20 protein-coding genes are annotated in these 20153 nt (G+C 70.9%); 7 read left to right on the top strand and 13 right to left on the bottom strand.

Annotated features, from left to right (window positions below):
• The first annotated feature begins 93 nt into the window (after positions 1 to 93).
• Complete coding sequence (locus tag ACESM1_RS24805) at positions 94 to 858, top strand: P-loop NTPase (RefSeq protein WP_372623909.1); 765 nt, start codon at positions 94 to 96, stop codon at positions 856 to 858.
• On the opposite strand, the gene ACESM1_RS24800 is transcribed toward ACESM1_RS24805, so the two are convergent.
• Positions 844 to 2052, bottom strand: a complete 1209-nt coding sequence (locus ACESM1_RS24800) for a methyltransferase (protein WP_372623908.1) — start codon at positions 2050 to 2052, stop codon at positions 844 to 846. The genes ACESM1_RS24805 and ACESM1_RS24800 overlap by 15 nt on opposite strands.
• A gap of 29 nt (positions 2053 to 2081) precedes the next feature.
• Here ACESM1_RS24800 and ACESM1_RS24795 point away from each other — a divergent pair, with 29 nt between their 5' ends.
• The 3 genes from ACESM1_RS24795 to ACESM1_RS24785 all read left to right on the top strand — a co-directional run bounded on the left by ACESM1_RS24795 (position 2082) and on the right by ACESM1_RS24785 (position 4444).
• Positions 2082 to 3248 (top strand): OpgC family protein, encoded by a 1167-nt coding sequence (locus tag ACESM1_RS24795; RefSeq protein ID WP_372623907.1) that lies wholly within the window; start codon positions 2082 to 2084, stop codon positions 3246 to 3248.
• On the top strand, positions 3245 to 4033 hold the full coding sequence (locus tag ACESM1_RS24790) for an SGNH/GDSL hydrolase family protein (protein WP_372623906.1): 789 nt from the start codon (positions 3245 to 3247) through the stop codon (positions 4031 to 4033). The genes ACESM1_RS24795 and ACESM1_RS24790 overlap by 4 nt, the downstream gene beginning before the upstream one ends.
• A 204-nt stretch (positions 4034 to 4237) precedes the next feature.
• Positions 4238 to 4444 (top strand): hypothetical protein, encoded by a 207-nt coding sequence (locus tag ACESM1_RS24785; protein ID WP_372623905.1) that lies wholly within the window; start codon positions 4238 to 4240, stop codon positions 4442 to 4444.
• A gap of 12 nt (positions 4445 to 4456) precedes the next feature.
• Here ACESM1_RS24785 and ACESM1_RS24780 read toward each other — a convergent pair whose 3' ends face one another.
• Complete coding sequence (locus tag ACESM1_RS24780; RefSeq protein ID WP_372623904.1) at positions 4457 to 6127, bottom strand: formate--tetrahydrofolate ligase; 1671 nt, start codon at positions 6125 to 6127, stop codon at positions 4457 to 4459.
• A 108-nt stretch (positions 6128 to 6235) separates the two neighbouring features.
• On the opposite strand from ACESM1_RS24780, the gene ACESM1_RS24775 reads away from it, so the two are divergent.
• Complete coding sequence (locus ACESM1_RS24775) at positions 6236 to 6442, top strand: DUF1289 domain-containing protein (protein ID WP_372623903.1); 207 nt, start codon at positions 6236 to 6238, stop codon at positions 6440 to 6442.
• A 6-nt stretch (positions 6443 to 6448) separates the two neighbouring features.
• Here the strand turns inward: ACESM1_RS24775 and ACESM1_RS24770 are convergent, their stop codons facing one another.
• Both ACESM1_RS24770 and ACESM1_RS24765 read right to left on the bottom strand, forming a co-directional pair.
• Positions 6449 to 8008: an oligosaccharide flippase family protein gene (locus ACESM1_RS24770; protein WP_372623902.1), complete on the bottom strand. Its 1560-nt coding sequence runs from the start codon at positions 8006 to 8008 to the stop codon at positions 6449 to 6451.
• A 112-nt stretch (positions 8009 to 8120) separates the two neighbouring features.
• A complete protein-coding gene (locus ACESM1_RS24765) occupies positions 8121 to 9260 on the bottom strand; it encodes an acyltransferase family protein (protein WP_372623901.1) in 1140 nt (379 codons plus the stop codon).
• A gap of 198 nt (positions 9261 to 9458) precedes the next feature.
• Between ACESM1_RS24765 and ACESM1_RS24760 the strand changes: the two genes are divergently transcribed.
• Positions 9459 to 11528, top strand: coding sequence for a hypothetical protein (locus ACESM1_RS24760; protein WP_372623900.1), 2070 nt, complete (start codon positions 9459 to 9461; stop codon positions 11526 to 11528).
• Between the two features lie 33 nt (positions 11529 to 11561).
• Here the strand turns inward: ACESM1_RS24760 and ACESM1_RS24755 are convergent, their stop codons facing one another.
• The 8 genes from ACESM1_RS24755 to ACESM1_RS24720 are packed head-to-tail and all read right to left on the bottom strand — an operon-like array spanning position 11562 to position 18113.
• Entirely contained in the window at positions 11562 to 11933 is a 372-nt protein-coding gene (locus tag ACESM1_RS24755) for a HesB/IscA family protein (protein WP_372623899.1), read from the bottom strand.
• A 16-nt stretch (positions 11934 to 11949) separates the two neighbouring features.
• The gene (locus ACESM1_RS24750; protein ID WP_372623911.1) at positions 11950 to 12267 is read right to left on the bottom strand and encodes an SUF system Fe-S cluster assembly protein; all 318 of its coding nucleotides are present in this window, start codon (positions 12265 to 12267) and stop codon (positions 11950 to 11952) included.
• A 55-nt stretch (positions 12268 to 12322) separates the two neighbouring features.
• A complete protein-coding gene (gene sufU, locus ACESM1_RS24745; protein WP_372623898.1) occupies positions 12323 to 12796 on the bottom strand; it encodes a Fe-S cluster assembly sulfur transfer protein SufU in 474 nt (157 codons plus the stop codon).
• Complete coding sequence (locus ACESM1_RS24740; protein WP_372623897.1) at positions 12793 to 14085, bottom strand: aminotransferase class V-fold PLP-dependent enzyme; 1293 nt, start codon at positions 14083 to 14085, stop codon at positions 12793 to 12795. The genes sufU and ACESM1_RS24740 overlap by 4 nt, the downstream gene beginning before the upstream one ends.
• On the bottom strand, positions 14085 to 15395 hold the full coding sequence (gene sufD, locus ACESM1_RS24735) for a Fe-S cluster assembly protein SufD (protein ID WP_372623896.1): 1311 nt from the start codon (positions 15393 to 15395) through the stop codon (positions 14085 to 14087). The genes ACESM1_RS24740 and sufD overlap by 1 nt, the downstream gene beginning before the upstream one ends.
• Positions 15392 to 16138, bottom strand: coding sequence for a Fe-S cluster assembly ATPase SufC (sufC, locus tag ACESM1_RS24730; RefSeq protein WP_372623895.1), 747 nt, complete (start codon positions 16136 to 16138; stop codon positions 15392 to 15394). The genes sufD and sufC overlap by 4 nt, the downstream gene beginning before the upstream one ends.
• Before the next feature lie 16 nt (positions 16139 to 16154).
• Positions 16155 to 17654, bottom strand: a complete 1500-nt coding sequence (gene sufB / locus ACESM1_RS24725; RefSeq protein WP_372623894.1) for a Fe-S cluster assembly protein SufB — start codon at positions 17652 to 17654, stop codon at positions 16155 to 16157.
• Between the two features lie 9 nt (positions 17655 to 17663).
• Positions 17664 to 18113, bottom strand: coding sequence for an SUF system Fe-S cluster assembly regulator (locus tag ACESM1_RS24720; RefSeq protein ID WP_372623893.1), 450 nt, complete (start codon positions 18111 to 18113; stop codon positions 17664 to 17666).
• 145 nt (positions 18114 to 18258) lie between these two features.
• On the opposite strand from ACESM1_RS24720, the gene ACESM1_RS24715 reads away from it, so the two are divergent.
• Positions 18259 to 19146, top strand: coding sequence for an alpha/beta fold hydrolase (locus ACESM1_RS24715; RefSeq protein ID WP_372623892.1), 888 nt, complete (start codon positions 18259 to 18261; stop codon positions 19144 to 19146).
• 35 nt (positions 19147 to 19181) lie between these two features.
• On the opposite strand, the gene ACESM1_RS24710 is transcribed toward ACESM1_RS24715, so the two are convergent.
• The gene (locus ACESM1_RS24710; protein WP_372623891.1) at positions 19182 to 20150 is read right to left on the bottom strand and encodes a tripartite tricarboxylate transporter substrate binding protein; all 969 of its coding nucleotides are present in this window, start codon (positions 20148 to 20150) and stop codon (positions 19182 to 19184) included.
• Positions 20151 to 20153: the final 3 nt, after the last annotated feature.

The raw sequence follows: 20153 nt of genomic DNA, 5'->3' as shown, positions 1-20153 counted from the left end.
ATCAACAGCAGCCAGCATGACAGCCATACCCGCATCGCCTGCGCGCCCTCAGCTTCTCAGCCTTCGGCACGCAACGGAAAGGGGTAAGGCAGCGTGACGGGACGTGTGATCGCGGTGGCGTCCGGCAAGGGCGGCGTCGGCAAGACGTGGTTCGCCATCACCCTCGCGCAGGCGCTGGCCCAGGAGGGCAAGGCACGCGGGCGCCGCGTGGCGCTGCTGGATGCCGACCTCGGGCTGGCGAACGCGGACGTGCAGCTCGGCCTTGCGCCCGTTCTGGACCTTGGCAGCGTGCTCGCCGGCCGCGCGACGGCAGAACAGGCGCTGGTGGCGCATGAAGCCGGGTTCTGCCTGCTGCCTGGCCGCTCCGGCTCCGGCACGCTGGCGGGCATCGAAGGCGCGGCGCTGGACGTGGCGCTTGGGCTGCCGCGGCAGCTTGCCGCGCGGTTCGACGAGGTGGTGCTGGATCTCGGCGCCGGGCTGGGTGCGGCGCAACGCCGACTGCTCGCCGAGGCCGACCTGCCCCTGGTGCTCGGCACCGAGGAGCCGACCAGCCTGACCGACGCCTATGCCGTGCTGAAGCTGCTGTCGCAGGATGCGCCCGCCCGTGCGCCGCGTCTGGTGGTGAACATGGCCGCCGGCGCCGGCGCGGGCCAGCGCGTGCATGCGACGCTGGAGGCCGCGACGCGGCGCTTCCTCGGTCGCGGCCTCACGCTCGCCGGCGTCGTGCGCCGGGACGCGAAGGTGCCGGAGGCGATCCGCGCACAGACGCCGTTGCTGACGCGCCATCCGACCAGCGCGGCGGCAATCGATGTGGCGGCGATCGCGCGCGGGCTCGCCGCTGCGTCAGTCGCGGCGTAGGACGAACAGCACGCCCGCCACCGGTACGCCCTTCTCCTCGCGCAGCACGGCATCGCGGCGCGCCAGTTCCGCGAGTCCCGCCTCGGCGGCCAGCCGCGCGACATGCGCGGGATCGTGGCGGTAGCGCATGCCCTCGCCGAGCGCGAAGGGAGCATCCGCGCCTGCCTCGATGCTGAAGGCGGCGATGCCGCCGGGCGCCATCGCGCCGCGGATTGCCGCCAGCGCCGGCGCAAGGTCACCGAGATAGTTCAGCACATCGGCGGCCGCCACCAGATCGAACGCGACGCGCTGGCGTGGCAGCCAATCGAGCAGGTCGGCCTCCTCCAGCGCATCGTAGATGCCGCGCTTCCGCGCCTCGGCCAGCATGCGCGGCGCCAGGTCCAGCCCGGTCATGCGCTTCGCAAAGGGCTTCAGCGCCACGCCCGAGAGGCCGGTGCCGCAGCCGAGGTCGAGCACGCGGCGCGAGCCGTCGGGCGCCGCGCCGGCCGAGTCGATCAGCGCTGCCAGCAGGGCCGGCGTGCGGTAGCCGAGCCCGCCTTCGAGGTCCGCGTCGAAGCGCGTGGCGTACTGGTCGAACAGGTCGCGCACGTAGTCCGCCGGGGCGCGGTCGGGCGCGGCCTCGGCACCGAGCGCAGCGAGCAGGAAGCGTGCCTGCCCAGCCAGCGCCGGGGCCACGCCAGGCAGCGCCAGCAGCCGGCGCGCCGCCGCCGCCGCCTCCGCTGCCTCGCCTGCCTCGCGCAGCGCATGGGCCAGCGCCAGCCAGGGCTCCGGCGCGGCCGGCGCCAGCGCCACCGCGCGGCGCAGCGGCACCAGGGCCGCACGCGGATTGCCGGCCGTGGCGAGCACCTGCCCCAGATTGCGCAGCGCCACCGGATCGTCCGGCCGGCGCTCCAGGGCCGCGCGCAGTACCTTCGCCGCCTCGGGCAGCCGCCCGGCCTCGGCCAGCGCGGCACCGTGGTTGGCCAGGAAGATCGGGCTGTCGGGCCGCACCGCGACGGCCTGCGCCGCCAATTCCAGCGCGCGCGGCAGATCGCCCTGCCGCCGCGCCACCACGCCGAGCAGGTTCAGCGCGTTGCCGTCCCGCGGTCGCTGCGCCAGCACCCGGCGATAGAGCCGCGCCGCACCGTCCAGGTCGCCGCGCGCATGCCGCGCAGCCCCTTCCCGCAGCATCTCCTCAGGCGAGGCTTGCGCCATCGGCCCCTGCTCCGCGAAGCTTGCTGCACATGCTGCGCCCTATCGCCTCCCTGGTGCGGCCCGGGCGCGACCTGCGCGTGGATTTCATCCGCGGGCTCGCGCTCTGGTTCATCTTCATCGATCACACGCCGGGCAATCTGCTCGGCTCGCTCACGCTGCGCAACGTCGCCTTCATGGACGCCACCGAGGCCTTCGTGCTGCTGGCCGGCTTCGCCTCCGGCCTCGCCTATGGCCGGATGCTGGAGCGCGAGGGCTGGGCGAGCACGGCAGCAAGGGTGGCCGGGCGCTGCGGCACGCTCTATGTGGCGCACATCTTCCTGTTCGTCGTGTTCACCGCACAGGTCGGCTTCTCGGCGGCGGCGCTGGACCAGGCGGCGTATCTGGACGAGCTCGCCCTCGACCCGTTCGGCGATGATCCCTACCGCGCCATGCTGGAGGCGCTGCTGCTGCGCTACCAGCCGCATTTCCTCGACATCCTGCCGCTCTACATCGTGCTGCTGGCGATGTTCGCGGTGGCGCTGCCACTGGTTCGGCGGCCGCTGGCGCTGCTCGGCGTAGCCGTCGCGCTCTATCTGGCGGCGCGCTGGCTCGGCCTCGCCCTGCCGGCCTGGCGGCGCTCGGCCTGGTTCTTCAACCCATTCGCCTGGCAGTTGCTGTTCATCATCGGCGTGGTGCTGGCGCGGGCCGACCCGGCCTGGCTCGCGAAGCGCTTTCCCTGGCATCGCGGCCTGGCCGTGCTGGCCATCCTCGTGCTCGCCGCAGTGGCGGTGGCGCTCAACCTGGTCTGGCACGGGCCGGCGCGCGGCTGGTACCCGCCGGAGCCGCTGGCGGCCTGGGTCGCCACGGTGGACAAGACCGGTCTGCACCCGGCGCGGCTGGCCACCGTGCTGGTCGCGGTCTGGCTGGTGGCGCATCTGCTGCCGGCACAGGCGCGCTTCCTCACCAGCCGCTGGGCAGCTCCCTTCGTGCTGATGGGCCAGCAGAGCCTGCCGGTCTTCTGCGCCAGCATCGCGCTGTCCTTCCTCGGCCGTCTCGCACTCGAGGCGTCGGACGGGGTGGCGATGCTGGCGGCGGTGAACCTGGCGGGCCTGGCCGCGCTGGTCGCGGTCGGGGTGGTCGCCGCCTGGTATTCCGGCGAGGGCAGGCGCAAGCCCACCCCGAGCTTGCCCGCCGGGCCGGGCACGGCTACGCCGTGATCGCGATGCGCAACCCCGCCGCCGCACTGCTGCTGGCCCTCGCCCTTGGCCTGACACCGCCGGGCATCCCGGAGTCTCGCGCCCAACCCGCCGTGGCCCAGCCCGCCGACGTCTGCGCCGCCCCGGCGGAGGCGATGGACGCGGCGCCGCTGCCCGGCGTCTTCGCCGCCGTCGCGCGCGGTGAGCTGCGGATCATGGTGGTGGGCAGTGCCTCCACTGCCTCGGGCGGCACCTCCTCGACGGCGGCCACCTGGCCACGCCAGTTGCAGGCGCGGCTCGCCGCACGGTTGCAGGGGGTGATGGTGCGGGTGGAGGTGTTCGGCGGCCGCGGCACCACCGCGGCCGACCACGCGCGCATCATCGCGGGGGAGGCGCCGCGCCTCCGGCCGCACCTGCTCATCTGGCAGCTTGGCACGGTGGAGGCGGCGCGCGGGCTGCCGGCGGAGGAGATGTCGGACGCCGTGCAGGAGGCCGCTGCCCGCCTCACCGCCACCCGCGGCGAGCTGACCGACCTGGTGCTGATGGACATGCAGTTCTCCCGCTTCTTCCGGGCGAATGCGAATGTCGAGCCGTATCTCGACCAGCTTCGGATCGCCGCCGCCGCCAGCGGCGCGCAGCTGTTCAGCCGCTGGGCGCTGATGAAGCACTGGGTGGATATCGAGCGGCTGGACCTGGAGCGCGCACCGCGTGATCGGCGCAAGGCCGTGGCCGACGAGTTGCACGCATGCATCGCCGGCGTGCTGACCGCGTTCATCCTGGATGGCATTGAACGCGACCACCGCTGACGAAACCGCTACCTGCATCGCCGCCGGACCGGTAAGGTTCCGCGATGACAATCACGGAAAAGCGAGGCGAAGCGCCGGCGCCACCCCTGCTTTGCGGCAACGGCCATGGCGAAACACGCTAAACGTGGCAGGAAAATGGAACCGAGCCGCCGGCCGAGCGCTGCTGCGGATATGAGCGCGCAACTCCGACCTGAGGGCGCGACGGTGCCCTTGCGCGTCGCCCCCGCACAGCCTGCCCGGCGTTCGTCGTCCGAGCCCGGCGACATCGCCTTCGACCGATGGCTGAAGCGAGAGCTGGGCCGTCTCTACGACGAGACGCTGGCCGAACCGGTGCCCGACGAACTTGCGCGCCTGCTTGATCCGTCCTCGGAGGTCGCGAAGGATCGCGGCAAGGACCCGAAGAAGCGGTAGGAGCGCCGGGGCTCAGAACAGCCCTTCGATCTGCCCCGCCGCGTCCAGCCCGATGGTTTCCGCTGCCGGCCGCCGTGGCAGCCCGGGCATGGTCATGATCTCCCCGCAGATCGCCACCACGAATCCGGCGCCCGCCGAAAGCCTTACGTCGCGCAGCGGCAGGACATGGCCGCTCGGCGCGCCCAGCGCCGTGGGGTCGGCGCTGAAGGAATACTGCGTCTTGGCGACACAGACAGGAAGGTGGCCGAAGCCTTCCTGCTCCCACCGCGCCAGCTTCTGCGCGGCCGTGGCGGGGATGGCGACGTCGGCGGCGCGGTAGATCTCGCGGCCGATGGTGCGCAGCTTCTCGGCCAGCGGCATCGCATCGGGGTAGAGCGGCGCAAAGCGGGCGGCGCCGCGATCCAGCCGCGATTTCACCGCCCGTGCCAGCTCCATCGCGCCCTTCGCGCCGTCGCCCCAGTGCGTGCAGAGGATCGCCTCGGTGTCCAATCGCGCCATCGCCTGCTGCACGGCTGCGATCTCGGCCGGCGTATCGGAGGTGAAGCGGTTGAGCGCCACCACCACCGGCAGCCCGAACTTGTGCATGTTCTCGACATGCCGCACGAGGTTCACCACGCCTCGCTCCACCGCCGCGACATCCTCCCGCCCAAGCTCGGCCTTCGCCACCCCGCCATGCATCTTCAGCGCGCGCACGGTGGCGACGATGACGCAGGCGCCGGGGTCGAGCCCGGCGATCCGGCACTTGATGTCGAGGAACTTCTCCGCGCCGAGATCGGCGCCAAAGCCGGCTTCCGTCACCACCACATCGGCCAGCCCCAGGCCGAGCCGGGTCGCGACCACGCTGTTGCAGCCATGCGCGATGTTGGCGAAGGGCCCGCCATGCACCAGCGCGGGCGATCCCTCGAGGGTCTGCACCAGGTTGGGCGCGAGCGCATCGCGCAGCAGCGCCGCCATGGCGCCGTCCGCCTTCAGATCCTTCGCCGTCACCGCCGTGCCGTCGCGCCGCCGCGCCACGATCATCCGCCCGAGGCGGGCCTGCAGGTCCGCGAGGTCGCGCGCCAGGCAGAACACCGCCATCACCTCGGAGGCGACGGTGATGTCGAACCCGTCCTCCCGCACCACGCCCTGCGTCGCGCCACCGAGCCCCACGACGCAATCGCGGAGGTTGCGGTCGTTCATGTCCATCGCCCGCCGCCAGGAGACGCGGCGCGGGTCCATCCCCAGCTCGTTGCCCCAGTAGAGGTGGTTGTCGAGCATCGCGGAGAGCAGGTTGTTGGCGCTGGTGATGGCATGGAAATCGCCGGTGAAATGGAGGTTGATGTCCTCCATCGGCAGCACCTGCGCATAGCCGCCGCCGGTCGCACCCCCCTTCACGCCGAAGCAGGGGCCGAGCGAGGGCTCGCGCAGCGCGATCATCGTCCTCGTGCCGAGCGCGTTCAGCGCATCGCCGAGGCCGACGGTGGCGGTGGTCTTGCCCTCGCCGGCGGGCGTGGGGCTGATGCCGGTGACCAGCACCAGCCTGCCGGGCGGGCGGGCCGAGGCCTCGGCCACGAAATCCTGGGCGATCTTCGCCTTGAACCTGCCGTAGGGCTCGAGCGCGGCGTCGGGGATGCCGGCGCGGGCGGCGATCTCGGCGATGGGGCGCAACGTCGCGGCGCGCGCGATCTCCAGGTCGGTCGGCATGGTCCGGCGTTGCTCCCCCTGTCCCTGCAACCGCGCTTATCGCCCGGCGTCGGGCCCGTAAAGCCGTCCCGTCCGGCAGCCGTTGCGGCCGCCGGCCGTTGAGGACGCATGGCGAGCCCCTGCATCGATGTCTGCCGCTATGACGAGGCCACCGGCTGGTGCCTCGGCTGCGGCATGACCAAGCCCGAGAAGAAGCGCTGGAAGAAGGAGAAGGAGGCGCGGCCGGCGGTCCGCGCCGCGCTGCCCGCGCGCATCACCATGCTGGCGCTGGCGGGGCACCCGACCGGCAAGGCGGCAAAGCGGAAGAAGCGATAGGGCGGGTCAGCTCAACCGCTCGGCGGCATGCGCCTCCGCCAGTCCCGGGGTCGGGCGGCGCACCTCCGAAGGGGGCCCGCCCTGCGCCGGCTCCACCGGCCTGGCCACCAGCATCGCCGGCCGCCTGCGGCCGAGCGCCAGCCAGGCCACGGTAAGGAATACCGCCCCGCCCGCCGTGATGCCGGCGAGCAGCCGTGGCAATGGCGCGGCATCCGCCATCGCGGCCTGCACCAGCAGCACCGTCGGCACCATCGCCCCACCGGCCAGCAGCCCGGGTGCGGCGCGCTTCAGCAGCCAGAGCGGCGATCGGCCGATCTGGCGCAGCACCACCACCGCCAGCACCGGTGTCACCACCAGGCTCTGCGTGCTCCAGGCGAGGGCAGCGCCGGCCGGCGTCTCCGGCCGGATCACCAGCAGCGCGAACAGCGGCACGGCAAGGTTCGCCACCGCCGCGACCATGTTCCACCGCGCCCGCCCGAGCGCCACGAACAGGCTGAACTGGTCGCCATGCAGGAAGCCGACGGCGGCGGCCAACCCGACGATCCGCGCGGCATCGCCCATCCCGACCCAGGCCGGGCCGAGCAGCGCCGCCACCAGGTCATCGGCCACCAATGCCACGCCGAGCGCGATCGGCAGGCCGAGCAGCGGCGCGAGTTCGGTCGCCTCGCCGAAGCTGTGCGCCAGGGCGGCGCGATCATGCTGAAGTGCGCAGAAGCGCGGCATGGCGATGCGCGACAGCGCGCTGCGCACCACGGTCAAGGCAGCCTCCAGCATGCGGAAGGCGAAATGCGCCTGCGCCAGCGCCGCCTCGGCCAGCAACAGGCCAAGCAGCAGCAGGAAGATGCGGTAGCGGCCGACCATCAGCACCACGGCGGCGATCTGCGGCCCCGCCACTGGCCACAACTCGCGCAGCGCCGCGCGGTCCAGCGCCGGGCGCAGCGGCACGCGGCCGAACAGCAGGAACAGCACGAAGACCAGCAGCGTCCCGACCGCCTGGTTCGCCACGATCGCCCAGGCGCCGAGCCCCGCCGCCGCCGCCGCCAGCCCGGCCACCAGGGCCAGGGGTTGGATCAGCAGCACGCGCAGCGCGAGAAGCCGGAAGCGCTGCTCGCGCATCGCCGTGCCCGAGGCGGTGCCGGAGAAGGCCGAGAGGGGCAGCAGCGGCGCCAGCGCCGGCATCAGCCACAGCAGCGCCTCCTGTCCGGTGCCCGCCGCCGCCAGCGGCGCCGCGGCGACCAGCACCACCGCGCAGGCGAGGCCCACCAGCACCGAGGCGGTCAGTGCGCTGCGCACATGCCGCGGCCCGAGCCCCGGCCGCTGCACCAGCGCATCGGGGAACATCGCGGCACCGAGCACGTCGAGCAGCAGGAAGGCAGCGATCGCGACCGCAGCGATGCCGGCCTCGTGCGGCCCGATCACCCGCCCGATCAACAGCAGAGAGAGCAGCGAAAAGCCTGCCGAGGCGGCCGTCTCGGCCAGCACCCAGCTGGTGGAATGCGCGCCCGGCACACGCCTGAGCGCCGCCCGGGCCGCCGGCGGCAGCCGGATCAGAGTTGCACCTCGCATCAGGGGGTCGGCCCCAGGTCGTGCGACGGGCCTCCGGGCCATCTTCCCGCCGTATCCGTCATGCATGACAGCGTGATAACAGCTTCCGGACGGCCGCGCCGGGGCGCTGGCATCATCGTGACAGGCCGACCATGCCGGGGCGCCGCGAGCGCGCCTCCACCCATGCGCCGAGCTGGCGCCCGAACCGCATCGCCGGGCGCTCCACCGTGCGGTACAACAGCCAGGCGAGCGGGATGGCCAGCAGCGGGGCGGCCACCGCGGGCAGCCAGGCCGGTACCGGCGGCGGCGCCAGGTGCACCAGCGCCAGCAGCACCGGCACATGCACGAGGTAGAGGCTGTAGGAGATCGCGCCGAGCCAGGGCAGCGGCGGCGTCAGCAGCAAGCGCTGCGCGCGCGCCGAACCGAGGACCAGTGCCAGCAGCAGCGCCGCCCCGGTGCCGGCAATCATGTCGTTCACCAGCGGCCCGCCCGGCAGCAGCCCGGCGAGCTGCAGCAGCACGTAGCAGAGCAGCCACAGCGCCGCCGTCTGCCAGGTGCCGAGCGCCCCGATGCGCCTGGCAAGCGTGGCGCGGTGCCGCGCCAGGATGGCGCCGAGCGCGAAATGCGGCAGGTAGAGCAGCGTGGTCAGCACGCCGCTGCCGACGAACTTCATCTCCACCAGGCAGACCAGCACGGCTCCCGCCGCAGCCGCCAGCAGCACATGGCTGCCCAGCGCCGCCAGCAGCACCAGCAGCGGAAAGATCAGCGAGATCCGCAGCTCATAGTGCAGCGTCCACATCGGACTGTTGAATACGTATTCGTCGAGCACGAGCATCGCGTGGCCCGCGATCAGCATCGGCGTCACCGGCTCTGCCCAGGCATCGTTGAACCATGCGCTGAGCTCCGCCCGCGGCTGCGGCGCGACGAGCGGCACCAGGCCCGCCAGCAGCAACGCCACCGCGGTGCAGGGCAGCAGCAGCCGCACCGCACGCTTGGTGGCGAAGCTGGCCCAACCGGGCCGCTCCGCGCCAGGGCGTGGCTCCAACGCCAGGGACAGGACGAAGCCGCTCAGCACGAAGAACAGCAGCACCGCCTCGCGCCCGGCCCACAACAGGCTGGGCGGCGCAACCATCAGCAGCAGCGCGGCCGCGCTGCCGGTCGCCGCATCCGGCTGGAGCCACGGATCAAGCTCCGGAAACACCAGGATCGAATGGTAGATGGCAACGGCGAGGGCCGCGAGACCGCGCAGGGAATCCAGGGCTACGATGCGCATCAGATGCTCCGGGGTGCCCGCGAAAGGAGGAGGGCGCAGACGGCCCTGTCTCCAGACGGGCACCCGCGTCACGACGACGTGCGATGCGATGTTCGCCTGGAGCCGATTGCCGGCCATTGGTAAGGGCCGGCCGTACCGGCCAGCGTCACGGTGGATTGAGCATACGTGCCAAGCGTCCCGATGTAGCCATCTCTGCTGATGACGAACGAAATGCGGCTCTCCCGGTTCCCAATCGGGCCGGTTACGACGCAGCCCGGAGTCGCCGCAGCCGCGCCGTCCGTTGCGCGGAAGGCGTCACGCCCGCCGGCAGCGCTGTTCAGCTTCGACGTCTTCGACACCCTGATCACCCGATGCTGGTGGCGGCCGGAGGATCTGTTCCTGCGCCTCGGCGAACGGCTTGCCAAGGCGTCCTTGCTGTCGGCGACACCGGAGCATTTCGCTGAACGCCGCGCGGCCGTGGAAGCGGGGCTGCGCGCGCGCCCCGGCATCGAGGAAGTGACGCTGGCCGAGATCCACGCCGCGCTCGGCGCCGAACTCGGCTGGAGCGCCACGGAAACCGGTGCCGCCATCGCGCTCGAGCTGGAGACGGAGGAGGAAGCGGCGCGCCCGATCGCCAGCAATGCCGCACGGCTGGCGCAGCTGCAGCGCGATGGCAACGCAATCCTGCTGCTGAGCGACACCTATCTCGACAGGCCGGCGCTGCTGCGCCTGTTGCGGCGCGCCGGCATCGAGGTGCCGCCGGAGCGCGTGCTGGCCTCGGCGGAGATGGGGGCCACGAAGCGGACCGGCCGGCTGTTCCGACTGGCCTGCGAGCAGTTCGGCGCGGCGGCCGCGGGCGTGCAGCATCTGGGCGACCATCCGCACTCCGATGTCGCCTCCGCGCGCGCGGCGGGATTGCACGCCGAGCTGTGCCACGCCGGCCGGCCCTCCCGATTCGAGACGCTGCTCCATGCCGCCACGGCGGAGTACCCGCGGGCGCTGCGCTCCGCCCTGGCGGGCGGCGCGCGGGCTGCAAGGATCGGCAGCAATCCAGCCACGGCGCATGCCGCCTGCCTGTGGACGGTCGGTGCGAATGTCGCCGGGCCGCTGCTCGCCGGCTTCGTGCTGTGGGTGCTGGCCGCGGCGCGGCACAATGGCATCGCGCGGCTGCATTTTGTCTCGCGCGACGGGCAGATCCTGCTGCGCATCGCCGAGGTGCTGCTTGCGCGGCTCGGCTGGGACATCGAGTGCCGCTACCTCTACGGCTCGCGCCAGGCCTGGCACCTGCCGGCGATGCAGCGGCTGGACGAGGCCGCGCTCGACTGGCTGGCGAAGGAAGCGCCGACCGAACCCTTGCGCAGCGTGCTGGCGCGCGCGGAACTGTCACCCGCGGCGCTAGAGGCGGCGCTGGCGCGGCACGGGCTCGGCGCACCCGCGGCGCTCGACGCACCGGCGCCGGCGGCGCGTCTGCTAGCGCTGCTGCGCGATCCGGAGGTGGAGGTTGCGCTGCTGCAGGCCGCGGCGGAGCGGCGGCGCCTGGCGCTCGGCTACCTGCGGCAGGAGGAGGTGCTGGCGGCGCAACCCGGCGCGATCGTGGATCTCGGCTGGCACGGGCGGCTGCAACGTTCGCTGTGCCGGCTGCTCGAGCTGGGCGGGGAAGCCGATGGCGCAGCGAGGCTCACCGGCTTCTACCTGGCGCTGCGCAACCGGCCGGAGGGCTTCACGCCGGAGACGATGCGCAGCTTCGTCGATTCACCCGATCTCCTGCGCGACATGAACCCGGTGCTGTTCGAGATCTTCTGCGCCGCCGACCACGGCACGGTGCGCCGCTACGTCGCGCGCCCGGATGGGGGCTTCGCGGCCGAGCTGGCGGAGCCGGTGGACCTGCGCATGCTCTCCTGGGGCCTCGGCCATCTGCGGGGCGGCATTCTGGCCTTCGCCGCCGAGCTGGCGGAGGCGCTGGGCCGCAGCGGCGGCCGCGATGTCGAATCCTGGGTCGCGCTGCTGCGTGCGGGCGGCGTCGCCGCCTACGACGCCTTCCGCCGCGAACCGAGCCCGGCCGAGGCGGAAGCCTTCGGCAGCTTTCCGCACGCCGATGGCCAGGCGCATGAGGTCTGGGGGGATTGCGCGCCGAAGATCGGCAACGTCATGCGGCTGCGGCTCGGCCTCGGGCTGGGCGATCCGCGCTATGCCGGCCACTGGCCGGAGGCGTCGGTACGGCGTGACGGCGGCGTGCTCGGCGACGGGCTTTTCGCCCTCAAGCGCCTGCAGCGGCGGTTGGCGGGCTGACGCGCGAGCACACGCGGCGGCCGCCGCCGCGCATCACACGTGGAAGCTCTCGCCGCAGCCGCAGCGCCCCTTCTCATTCGGATTGGTGAAGGTGAAGCCGGCGGACATCTGCTTCACCTCGTAATCCATCACCGTGCCGATCAGGAACAGCGTCGCCTTGCGGTCCACCAGCACCGTCACGCCCTTGTCGGTGACGACCTCGTCGCCGGGGCCGGCGGCATCCACCCAGGACAGGTCGTAGGACAGGCCGGAACAGCCCTTGGTCTTCACCGAGATGCGTAGCAGCTTGCCCCGCTCGCCCTTCTCGTAGAGGCCGCGCAGCCGCTCCGCCGCGGTGTCGGAGACCTGCATCAGCGGCGGCAGTGCCCGCTTGGGGCGGGCGGGGGCGTCGGTGGTCGTGCTCATCGCCTGGCCTCCGGCATCAGTACATGTTCAAGGCGAGGCGTGCGTCCTCGCTCATCCGGCTCTGGTCCCAGGGCGGATCCCAGACGACCTCGACCAGCACGTCGGTGACGCCGGGCACGGCGCGCACCGCTTCCTCCACCTGCGCCGGCAATTCCTGCGCCGAGGGACAGGACGGCGTGGTGAGGGTCATCTCGACCTTCACCTTGCCGTCGTCGCCGATCTCCACCGCGTAGATCAGGCCGAGTTCGTAGATATCCACCGGGATCTCCGGATCGAACACGGTCTTGATCACCGCGATCACACCGTCCTCGCTGACACGCACCGGTGGATCCATCGAGCCTTCGGGGGTCCAGGCGCCGTGCACGCCCTGCTCGGGCGCCGTGGGCGTCTCACTCACTGCTCGCCTCCTTCGCGCCGTCCAGCGCAGCGTTCAGCGTATGCCAGGCGAGCGTCGCGCACTTCACCCGGCTCGGGAATTCATGCACGCCGGAGAGCGGCGTGAGGCGTTCCATGTCATCGGCGATGTCGGCCCCGCAGTCGGGACAGGTGCCGGTCATTGCGAGCTCTCGGAACTTCTCGCCCATGGCCTTCGCCTGCGCCGGCGTCTTGCCCTTCACCGTCTCCGTCATCAGCGATGCACTGGCCATGGAAATGGCGCAGCCACGCCCCTGGAAGGCGGCGTCCTCGATCGCGCCGTCCGGCGCAGTCTTGAGGAACAGCTCCATCCGGTCGCCGCACATCGGGTTGTCGCCGCGCGAGGTCAAGTTCGCATCGTCGAGCCGGCGGAAATTCCGCGGCTTGCGGCCGTGGTCGAGGATGACCTCCTGGTAGAGGTCACGCAGATCGCCGAAAAGGTCTGTCACCGGAAGAACTCCCTGGCTTGCTTCAGGGCTTCCGCCAGCAGGTCCACCTCCTCCGGCGTGGTGTAGAGGCCGAAGGAGGCGCGGCAGGTGCTTTCGACATCGAAGCGCGCATGCAGCGGCTCGGCGCAATGCCGGCCGGAGCGGACGGCGATGCCGGCACGGTCCAGCAGCGTCGCGATGTCATGCGCATGCGCGGTGTCGAGCGCGAAGGCGAAGACGCCGCCGCGATCCTGCGCGCGCCCGAGCAGCGTCAGGCCCTCGACATGCGGCAGCTTCGCCATGGCGCGATCCACCAGCGCGCGTTCATGCGCCTCGATAGCGGCCATGCCGATGGCATTCACGTAGTCGATCGCGGCGTGCAGCCCCACGGCCTCGACGATCGGCGGCGTGCCGGCCTCGAACTTCGCCGGGATCGGCGCCCAGACGGAGCGTTCGAAGGTCACTTCCGAAATCATGTCGCCGCCGCCGAGGAAGGGCGGCATGGCATTCAGCAGATCGGCCTTGGCATAGAGCACGCCGATGCCGGTCGGGCCGTACAGCTTGTGGCCGGTGAAGACGTAGAAGTCGGCATCCAGCGCCCGCACGTCCACCCGTCGGTGCACCGCCGCCTGGCTGCCATCGAGCAGCACCTTCGCGCCGGCCTCATGCGCCATGCGGGCGATGCGCTCCGCCGGCGTGACCGTGCCGAGCACGTTCGACATATGCGTGACGGCCACCAGCCCGACCTTGCCGTCAGCCAGCTTCGCCGCGAGGTCCTCCAAGTCGAGCTCGCCGGACCCGGTGATGCGGCAGACGCGCAGCTCGATGCCATGCGCGTCGCGCAGCATCTGCCAGGGCACGATGTTGGCGTGGTGCTCCATCTCGGAGATCACGACGGCCTGCCCCGGCTTCAGCACGCCGCGGCCATAGCCGTGGGCGACGAGGTTGATCGCCTCGGTGCTGCTCTTCGTGAAGACGATCTCGCGCTCGCTGCCCGCATTCAGGAATCGCGCAACCGCGCCGCGCGCGGCTTCGTAGGCCTCGGTCGCGAGCTCGCTCATGTGGTAGGCGCCGCGATGGACGTTCGCGTAGGCGGTTTCCATCATCCGCGTCATCGCGCCGATCACCTGCCGCGGCTTCTGCGCCGAGGCACCGCTGTCGAGGAAGGTGAAGGGCTTGCCGCGCACCTTCTCCGACAGGATCGGGAAGTCTGCGCGGATCCTTGCAAGGTCGAAGGTCGCGCCGTCAGGCGCGCGGGGGCCGGTCGCGCCGTCAGGCCCGCGGGATTCAGTTGTGACGTGGCCGTCCATCACGCCTCCTCGATCCCGCCGGCGATGCCCTGGCGCTGCCACCAGCCGGCGACGCCGCGCGAGAGCGCGGTGCGGATCGTCTCGTCGGCAACGGCTTCCACCGCCTCGGTCAGGAACGCCTCGACCAGGATCGCCTTCGCCTGCGCTTCGGGGATGCCGCGGCTGCGCAGGAAGAACAGGTGGTCGGCATCCAGCTCGCCCACCGTCGCGCCGTGGCTGCACTTCACGTCGTCGGCATAGATCTCGAGCTGCGGCTTGCTGTCGATCTCCGCCTCGGGCGAGAGCAGCAGGGCCTGGTTCATCTGGTAGCCATCGGTCTTCTGGGCGATCTGGTGGACGTGGATCTTGCCCTGGAAGACGCCGCGCGAGCGGCCTGTCAGCACCGTCTTGTAGGTCTGGCGGCTGCTGCAGTTCGGCGCAGCATGATCCAGCGCCGTGGTCGTATCCGCGTGCTGCCCATCGCCGATGAGTTGCACCCCATTCATGTGCGCCTCGGCCTTCGGGCCGGTGAGCGCAACATGGATCTCGTTGCGCGCCAGCTTCGCGCCGGCGTTCAGGGTGAAGTTGTCATACGTCGCGCCTGCGCCGACGCGGGCATAGACGGTCGAGAGGAACACCCCCTCCGCACCCTCCTGCTGCAGCCGGCCGTGATTCAGGCGCGCACCCTCGGCGACCTCGATCTCGAAGACAGGGTTGTGCAGATAGCGCGCGGAAGTCGGGCCGACGGCGCTCTCCACGATGGTCAGGCTCGCGCCGGCGCCAAGGCGCACCAGGTGGCGCGGATGGTAGGCCGGCGCGCGTTCGCTTTCGGCGGCGAACGTCAGCAGCTCCAGCACGCCACCGGCGACACCGGCGGGCACGTCCACGACCATCCCATCCTCGAACAGCATGCCGTTCAGCGCAACCAGCGGCTGCGCCTCGGGCCGCGCCAGCGCGCCGAGCCAGCCTTCCAGCCGCGGCAGCGCCTGTCCCAGGCTTTCGACTGGGAAGGCCAATCCGTCCAGCGACGAGAGGTCCGGACGGAACCGCCCATCCACGAACACTGCGCGCGGGTGCAGGGCGGCCGGCAGCGTCGGCGCATCGTCCACGCTGGTCAGCGGCTCGCCGAAGGCCGCCCCGCTGACCGATGCGAGGTCGGTATACTTCCACGCCTCCACCCGCCGCGTCGGGAAGCCCTGCGTGCGGAAGGCTGCGGCCGCACGGTCGCGCAGCGCATCCACCCACTCCACGCGCGCACCTGGCAGACGCGTGCGCAGGCCTTCGTAGCGGCCGAGGAAGGCCACGGCGCCGGTTGCCGACATCGCCGTCATGCGGCCGCCTGGACGCCGGCATAGCCGGACGCTTCCAGCTCATGCGCGAGTTCGGCGCCGCCGCTCTTCACGATGCGGCCCGCCGAGAGCACATGCACGCGGTCCGGCACGATGTGGTTCAGCAGCCGCTGATAGTGGGTGATGACCAGAGCCGAGAAGCCCGGCCCGCGCAGGCTGTTCACGGCATCCGCCACCAGCTTCAGCGCGTCGATGTCGAGGCCGCTGTCGGTCTCGTCCAGCACCGCGAATTTCGGCGCCAGCATCGCCAGCTGCAGCATCTCGTTGCGCTTCTTCTCGCCGCCGGAGAAGCCGACATTCACTGGACGCTTCAACATGTCATCCGGCATGTTCAGCACCTTCATCTTGGCGCGGGCGAGCTTGAGGAACTGCATGGCGTCGATCTCCGCCTCGCCGCGGGCGCGGCGGATGGCGTTGAGCGCGGTGCGCAGGAAGTTGGCGTTGCCGACACCCGGCAGTTCCACCGGCGCCTGGAAGGCGAGGAACATGCCGGCGACGGCGCGCTCCTCCGGCTCCATGGCCAGCAGGTCATGGCCGTGGAAGGTGACGGAGCCTTCCGTCACCTCGTAGCCCTCGCGCCCGGCGAGCACGTAGGAGAGCGTGGACTTGCCCGAGCCGTTCGGGCCCATGATGGCATGCACCTCGCCGGCTGCGATCTCCAGCGACAGGCCATTCAGGATCCGCTTGCCATCGACCGTGGCGTGCAGGTTCTCGATCTTCAGCATGTTCCTCAACCGTCCTTCAGCCCACCGAGCCTTCGAGGCTGATGGCCAACAGCTTCTGCGCTTCCACCGCGAACTCCATCGGCAACTCCTTCAGCACCTCGCGGGCGAAGCCGTTGACGATCATGCCGACCGCCTCCTCCTCGTTGAGGCCGCGCTGACGGCAGTAGAAGAGCTGGTCCTCGGCGATGCGGCTGGTGGTCGCCTCATGCTCCACCTTCGCGCTCATGCAGCGGTTCTCGATGTACGGCACGGTATGCGCGCCGCACTGGTCGCCGATCAGCAGGCTGTCGCACTGCGTGAAGTTGCGCGCGCCCTGCGCCTTCGGGCTGATCTTCACCAAGCCGCGATAGGTGTTCTGGCCCTTGCCGGCGCTGATGCCCTTGGAGACGATGGTGCTGCGCGTGTTCTTCCCGATATGGAACATCTTGGTGCCCGTATCGGCCTGCTGGCGGTTGTTGGTGATCGCCACGCTGTAGAATTCGCCGACACTGTCGTCGCCCAGCAGGATGCAGGACGGATACTTCCAGGTGATGGCGCTGCCGGTCTCCACCTGGGTCCAGCTGATCTTGCTGCGCGCGCCGCGGCAGGCGCCGCGCTTGGTCACGAAGTTGTAGATGCCGCCGCGGCCCTCGGCATCGCCCGGGTACCAGTTCTGCACCGTGCTGTACTTGATCGTCGCATCGTCCAGCGCGACCAGTTCCACCACCGCAGCGTGCAGCTGGTTCTCGTCGCGCATCGGCGCAGTGCAGCCTTCCAGGTAGCTGACATGGCTGCCGGCATCGGCGATGATCAGCGTGCGCTCGAACTGGCCGGTGCTCTTCGCATTGATGCGGAAATAGGTGGAGAGCTCCATCGGGCAGCGCACGCCCTTCGGGATGTAGACGAAGCTGCCATCCGTGAAGACCGCGCTGTTCAGCGCCGCGAAATAGTTGTCGCCCTGCGGCACGACGGAACCGAGATACTGCTTCACCAACTCGGGGTGGTCCTGCACCGCCTCGCTAATCGAGCAGAAGATGATGCCCTCCTTGCCCAGCCGCTCCTTGTAGGAGGTGGCGACGGAGACGCTGTCGAAGACGGCATCCACCGCGATCGGCATGCGGCCGCTGTCGGAGGGGCTGTCGCCAGCGCCCTCGACACCGGCCAGGATCGCCTGCTCCTTCAGCGGAATGCCGAGCTTGGCGTAGGTGCGCAGCAGCTCGGGGTCCACCTCGTCGAGCGACTTCGGCTTCGCCTTCTGCACCGGCGCGGCGTAATAGTAGGAATCCTGGTAGTCGATCGGCGGATACGTCACTGCCGCCCACCGCGGCTCCTCCATCTTCTGCCAGATGGCGAAGGCCTTCAGCCGCCATTCCAGCAGCCAGGCGGGCTCATTCTTCTTCGCCGAGATGAAGCGGACGATGTTCTCGTTCAGCCCTTTGGGGGCGAACTCCATCTCGATGTCCGTCTCGAAGCCGTATTTGTAGCCGGAGTCGGTGACGGACTGGACGGTCTCTAGCGTCTCGGTGACGGCGGGCATTCTCGGGTCCTACTCGGCGACGAGGACGGGAACGGGAAGCGACATGGCATTGGCCGGCTTCGGCATGGCGATCTCGGCCACCGTGATGGCGGAGAGTGCACCGCGGATCGCGGCATTCACCGGATCCCAGCGGCCACGCACGGGGCAGACATGCTCCGCCTCGCACAAGCCGAAGCCGCCATCGACGCAAGCGGTCAAGGCGATCGGGCCATCGATCGCCACGATCACCTCGGAGAGCGGCAAGGCGCCCAGCGGCCGCACCAGCTTGTAACCGCCGCGCGCCCCGCGCAGCCCCTCGACAAGCCCGGCCTGGGCGAGCATCTTCAGGACCTTGGCGACGGTCGGCTCCGCAAGCCCGGTCGCGGCGGCCAGCCCGGGCGCGGTCTGCACCCCGCCCTCCGCCTCGAGGCGGCTGAGCACCACCACCGCATAATCCGTGAGCTTCGAAACCCGCAGCACGCGGCTCCTCCTGGAAACCGGACCTTGCTGGTCCGGATTGGCAGATGAGCCCGCCCGGCCCGGAAGTCAAGGCTCGCGCCCGCGTCTTGTCGCCCGGGTGCCGGGCCGCCATGGTGCCCCTCTGTTCCGGGGAAAGGGGGATTGGATGCCGACGGTCCGCACTGATGATGGGGTGAACCTGCACTACGAGGAGGCGGGCTCCGGCACGCCAATGGTCTTCGTGCACGAGTATGCCGGCGACCACCGCAGCTGGGAGATGCAGCTGCGCTTCTTCGCCCGCCGCTACCGCTGCATCGCCTTCGCCGCCCGCGGCTATCCGCCCTCCGACGTGCCGACCGACCCGGAGAAGTACAGCCAGGACCGCGCGACGGACGACATCGCCGCGGTGATCAAGGGCCTGAACCTCGGGCCGAGCCATGTGGTCGGCCTGTCCATGGGTGGCTTCGCCACGCTGCACATGGGCCTGCGCCATCCCTCGCTGGCACGCAGCCTGGTGGCCGCCGGCGTCGGCTATGGTGCGGCGCCGGGCAAGATCGCGCAGTTCCACGCCGAAACCGATGCCGCGATCGCCCGCATCCGCGCCGAGACGATGGCGGTGTTCGGCAAGACCTACAGCCGCGGCCCGACGCGGCTGGTGTTCCAGGAGAAGGACCCGCGCGGCTACGCCGAGTTCCAGCAGCAGCTCTGCGAGCACTCGACGGAAGGTTCCGCGCTGACGATGAACGGCGTGCAGCGCCGCCGCCCGAGCCTGTTCGACCTGCAGGACGGCTTTGCGAAGATGACGGTGCCGACGCTGATCATTGCAGGCGACGAGGACGACCCGACGCTCGAGGCCAGCCTTTATCTCAAGCGCACCATCATGAGCAGCGCCCTGCTGGTGATGCCGAAATGCGGCCACACCATGAACCTGGAAGACCCCGACGCCTTCAACCGCGCCGTGCTGGACTTCGTGACGCAGGTGGATGGCGGCACTTGGCGCAACCGGATCCCGGAGAGCCTCGCCGGCGGCATCATCGCGGCGAAGGAGAAATAGCGCGACAGGCGGGGCCGCACGGCCCCGCCTCCCTGCTACCGCGCGTTCACCCGCCGCCCTATCTCCTTCGCGATCTCCGCCTTCTCCACCACGAAGCGGGCGAATTCGTCGGGCGGCATGGCGATGCCCTGCAGGCCCTGGGTGTCGAACTGCTGCATCACCTCGGGGTCGTTGACGGCGCGCACCATCGCGGCGTGCACCTTCTCCACGATCGGGCGCGGCGCGCCGGCCGGCATCCAGAGACCGAACCAGTTCACCACGTCGAAGCCGGGCAGCCCCGCCTCGGCCATGGTCGGCACCTCCGGCATGCCCTTCCAGCGCCGCGCGCCGGTCAGCGCGATGGCGCGCAGGCGGCCTGCGCGCACGTGGTCGAGCGCGACATTGGTTCCGACGAAGAACATGCTGATGCGCCCGGCCAACAGGTCGGAGACTGCCTCGCCCACGCCGCGATAGGGCACCGAGAGGATGTCCACGCCCGCCATGCTCTTCATCAGCTCGGCCGGGATGTGGCTGGCGGTGCCGTTGCCGGCATTGGCATAGGTCAGGCCGCCGGGCTCGGCCTTCGCCAGCGCGATCAGCTCCGCGAGGTTCGTCGCCCGCACAGAAGGGTGGATCACCAGCGCCTGGCCGAAATTCTGCACCGCCAGCGTCACATGGGTGAAGTCACGGATCGGGTCGAAGTTGACGTTGGGGTTGAACGGCGGCGTGTTGACGTGCGAGGCGGTGGTGAACAGCCATGTGTAGCCATCGGCGGGCAGCCGGGACAGGTAGGAGGTGCCGATCACCCCGCCCGCGCCGGGCCGGTTCTCCACCACCACGGTCTGGCCGAGCGCCGCCGAAAGCTTCGGCGCCAGGATCCGCAGGATCAGGTCCGGCGGCCCGCCGGGCGGCGAGGGCACCACGGCGCGAATGGTCCGGTTCGGGTAGTCCGTCTGCGCCTGCGCGGCGCCCGCGCCGAGGCCGGCCATCGCCAGCATCAGCGCGCGTCGTTGGATGTGCGGCATCGG

Source organism: Falsiroseomonas sp. (assembly GCF_041690465.1).
Taxonomy (GTDB): Bacteria; Pseudomonadota; Alphaproteobacteria; order Acetobacterales; family Acetobacteraceae; genus Falsiroseomonas.
Note: the sequence above shows the minus strand (reverse complement) of the source record. Positions and strands in the feature narration are given on the sequence as shown.

Bases quoted from the DNA above. Each gene is read 5' to 3' on its own strand.
- ACESM1_RS24800 (WP_372623908.1), bottom strand. From the start codon at position 2,052: ATGGCGCAAGCCTCGCCTGAGGAGATGCTGCGGGAAGGGGCTGCGCGG.
- ACESM1_RS24795 (WP_372623907.1), top strand. From the start codon at position 2,082: ATGCTGCGCCCTATCGCCTCCCTGGTGCGGCCCGGGCGCGACCTGCGC.
- ACESM1_RS24780 (WP_372623904.1), bottom strand. From the start codon at position 6,127: ATGCCGACCGACCTGGAGATCGCGCGCGCCGCGACGTTGCGCCCCATC.
- ACESM1_RS24775 (WP_372623903.1), top strand. From the start codon at position 6,236: ATGGCGAGCCCCTGCATCGATGTCTGCCGCTATGACGAGGCCACCGGC.
- ACESM1_RS24770 (WP_372623902.1), bottom strand. From the start codon at position 8,008: ATGCGAGGTGCAACTCTGATCCGGCTGCCGCCGGCGGCCCGGGCGGCG.
- ACESM1_RS24765 (WP_372623901.1), bottom strand. From the start codon at position 9,260: ATGCGCATCGTAGCCCTGGATTCCCTGCGCGGTCTCGCGGCCCTCGCC.
- ACESM1_RS24760 (WP_372623900.1), top strand. From the start codon at position 9,459: ATGACGAACGAAATGCGGCTCTCCCGGTTCCCAATCGGGCCGGTTACG.
- ACESM1_RS24755 (WP_372623899.1), bottom strand. From the start codon at position 11,933: ATGAGCACGACCACCGACGCCCCCGCCCGCCCCAAGCGGGCACTGCCG.
- ACESM1_RS24750 (WP_372623911.1), bottom strand. From the start codon at position 12,267: ATGGATCCACCGGTGCGTGTCAGCGAGGACGGTGTGATCGCGGTGATC.
- ACESM1_RS24740 (WP_372623897.1), bottom strand. From the start codon at position 14,085: ATGGACGGCCACGTCACAACTGAATCCCGCGGGCCTGACGGCGCGACC.
- sufD (WP_372623896.1), bottom strand. From the start codon at position 15,395: ATGACGGCGATGTCGGCAACCGGCGCCGTGGCCTTCCTCGGCCGCTAC.
- sufC (WP_372623895.1), bottom strand. From the start codon at position 16,138: ATGCTGAAGATCGAGAACCTGCACGCCACGGTCGATGGCAAGCGGATC.
- sufB (WP_372623894.1), bottom strand. From the start codon at position 17,654: ATGCCCGCCGTCACCGAGACGCTAGAGACCGTCCAGTCCGTCACCGAC.
- ACESM1_RS24715 (WP_372623892.1), top strand. From the start codon at position 18,259: ATGCCGACGGTCCGCACTGATGATGGGGTGAACCTGCACTACGAGGAG.
- ACESM1_RS24710 (WP_372623891.1), bottom strand. From the start codon at position 20,150: ATGCCGCACATCCAACGACGCGCGCTGATGCTGGCGATGGCCGGCCTC.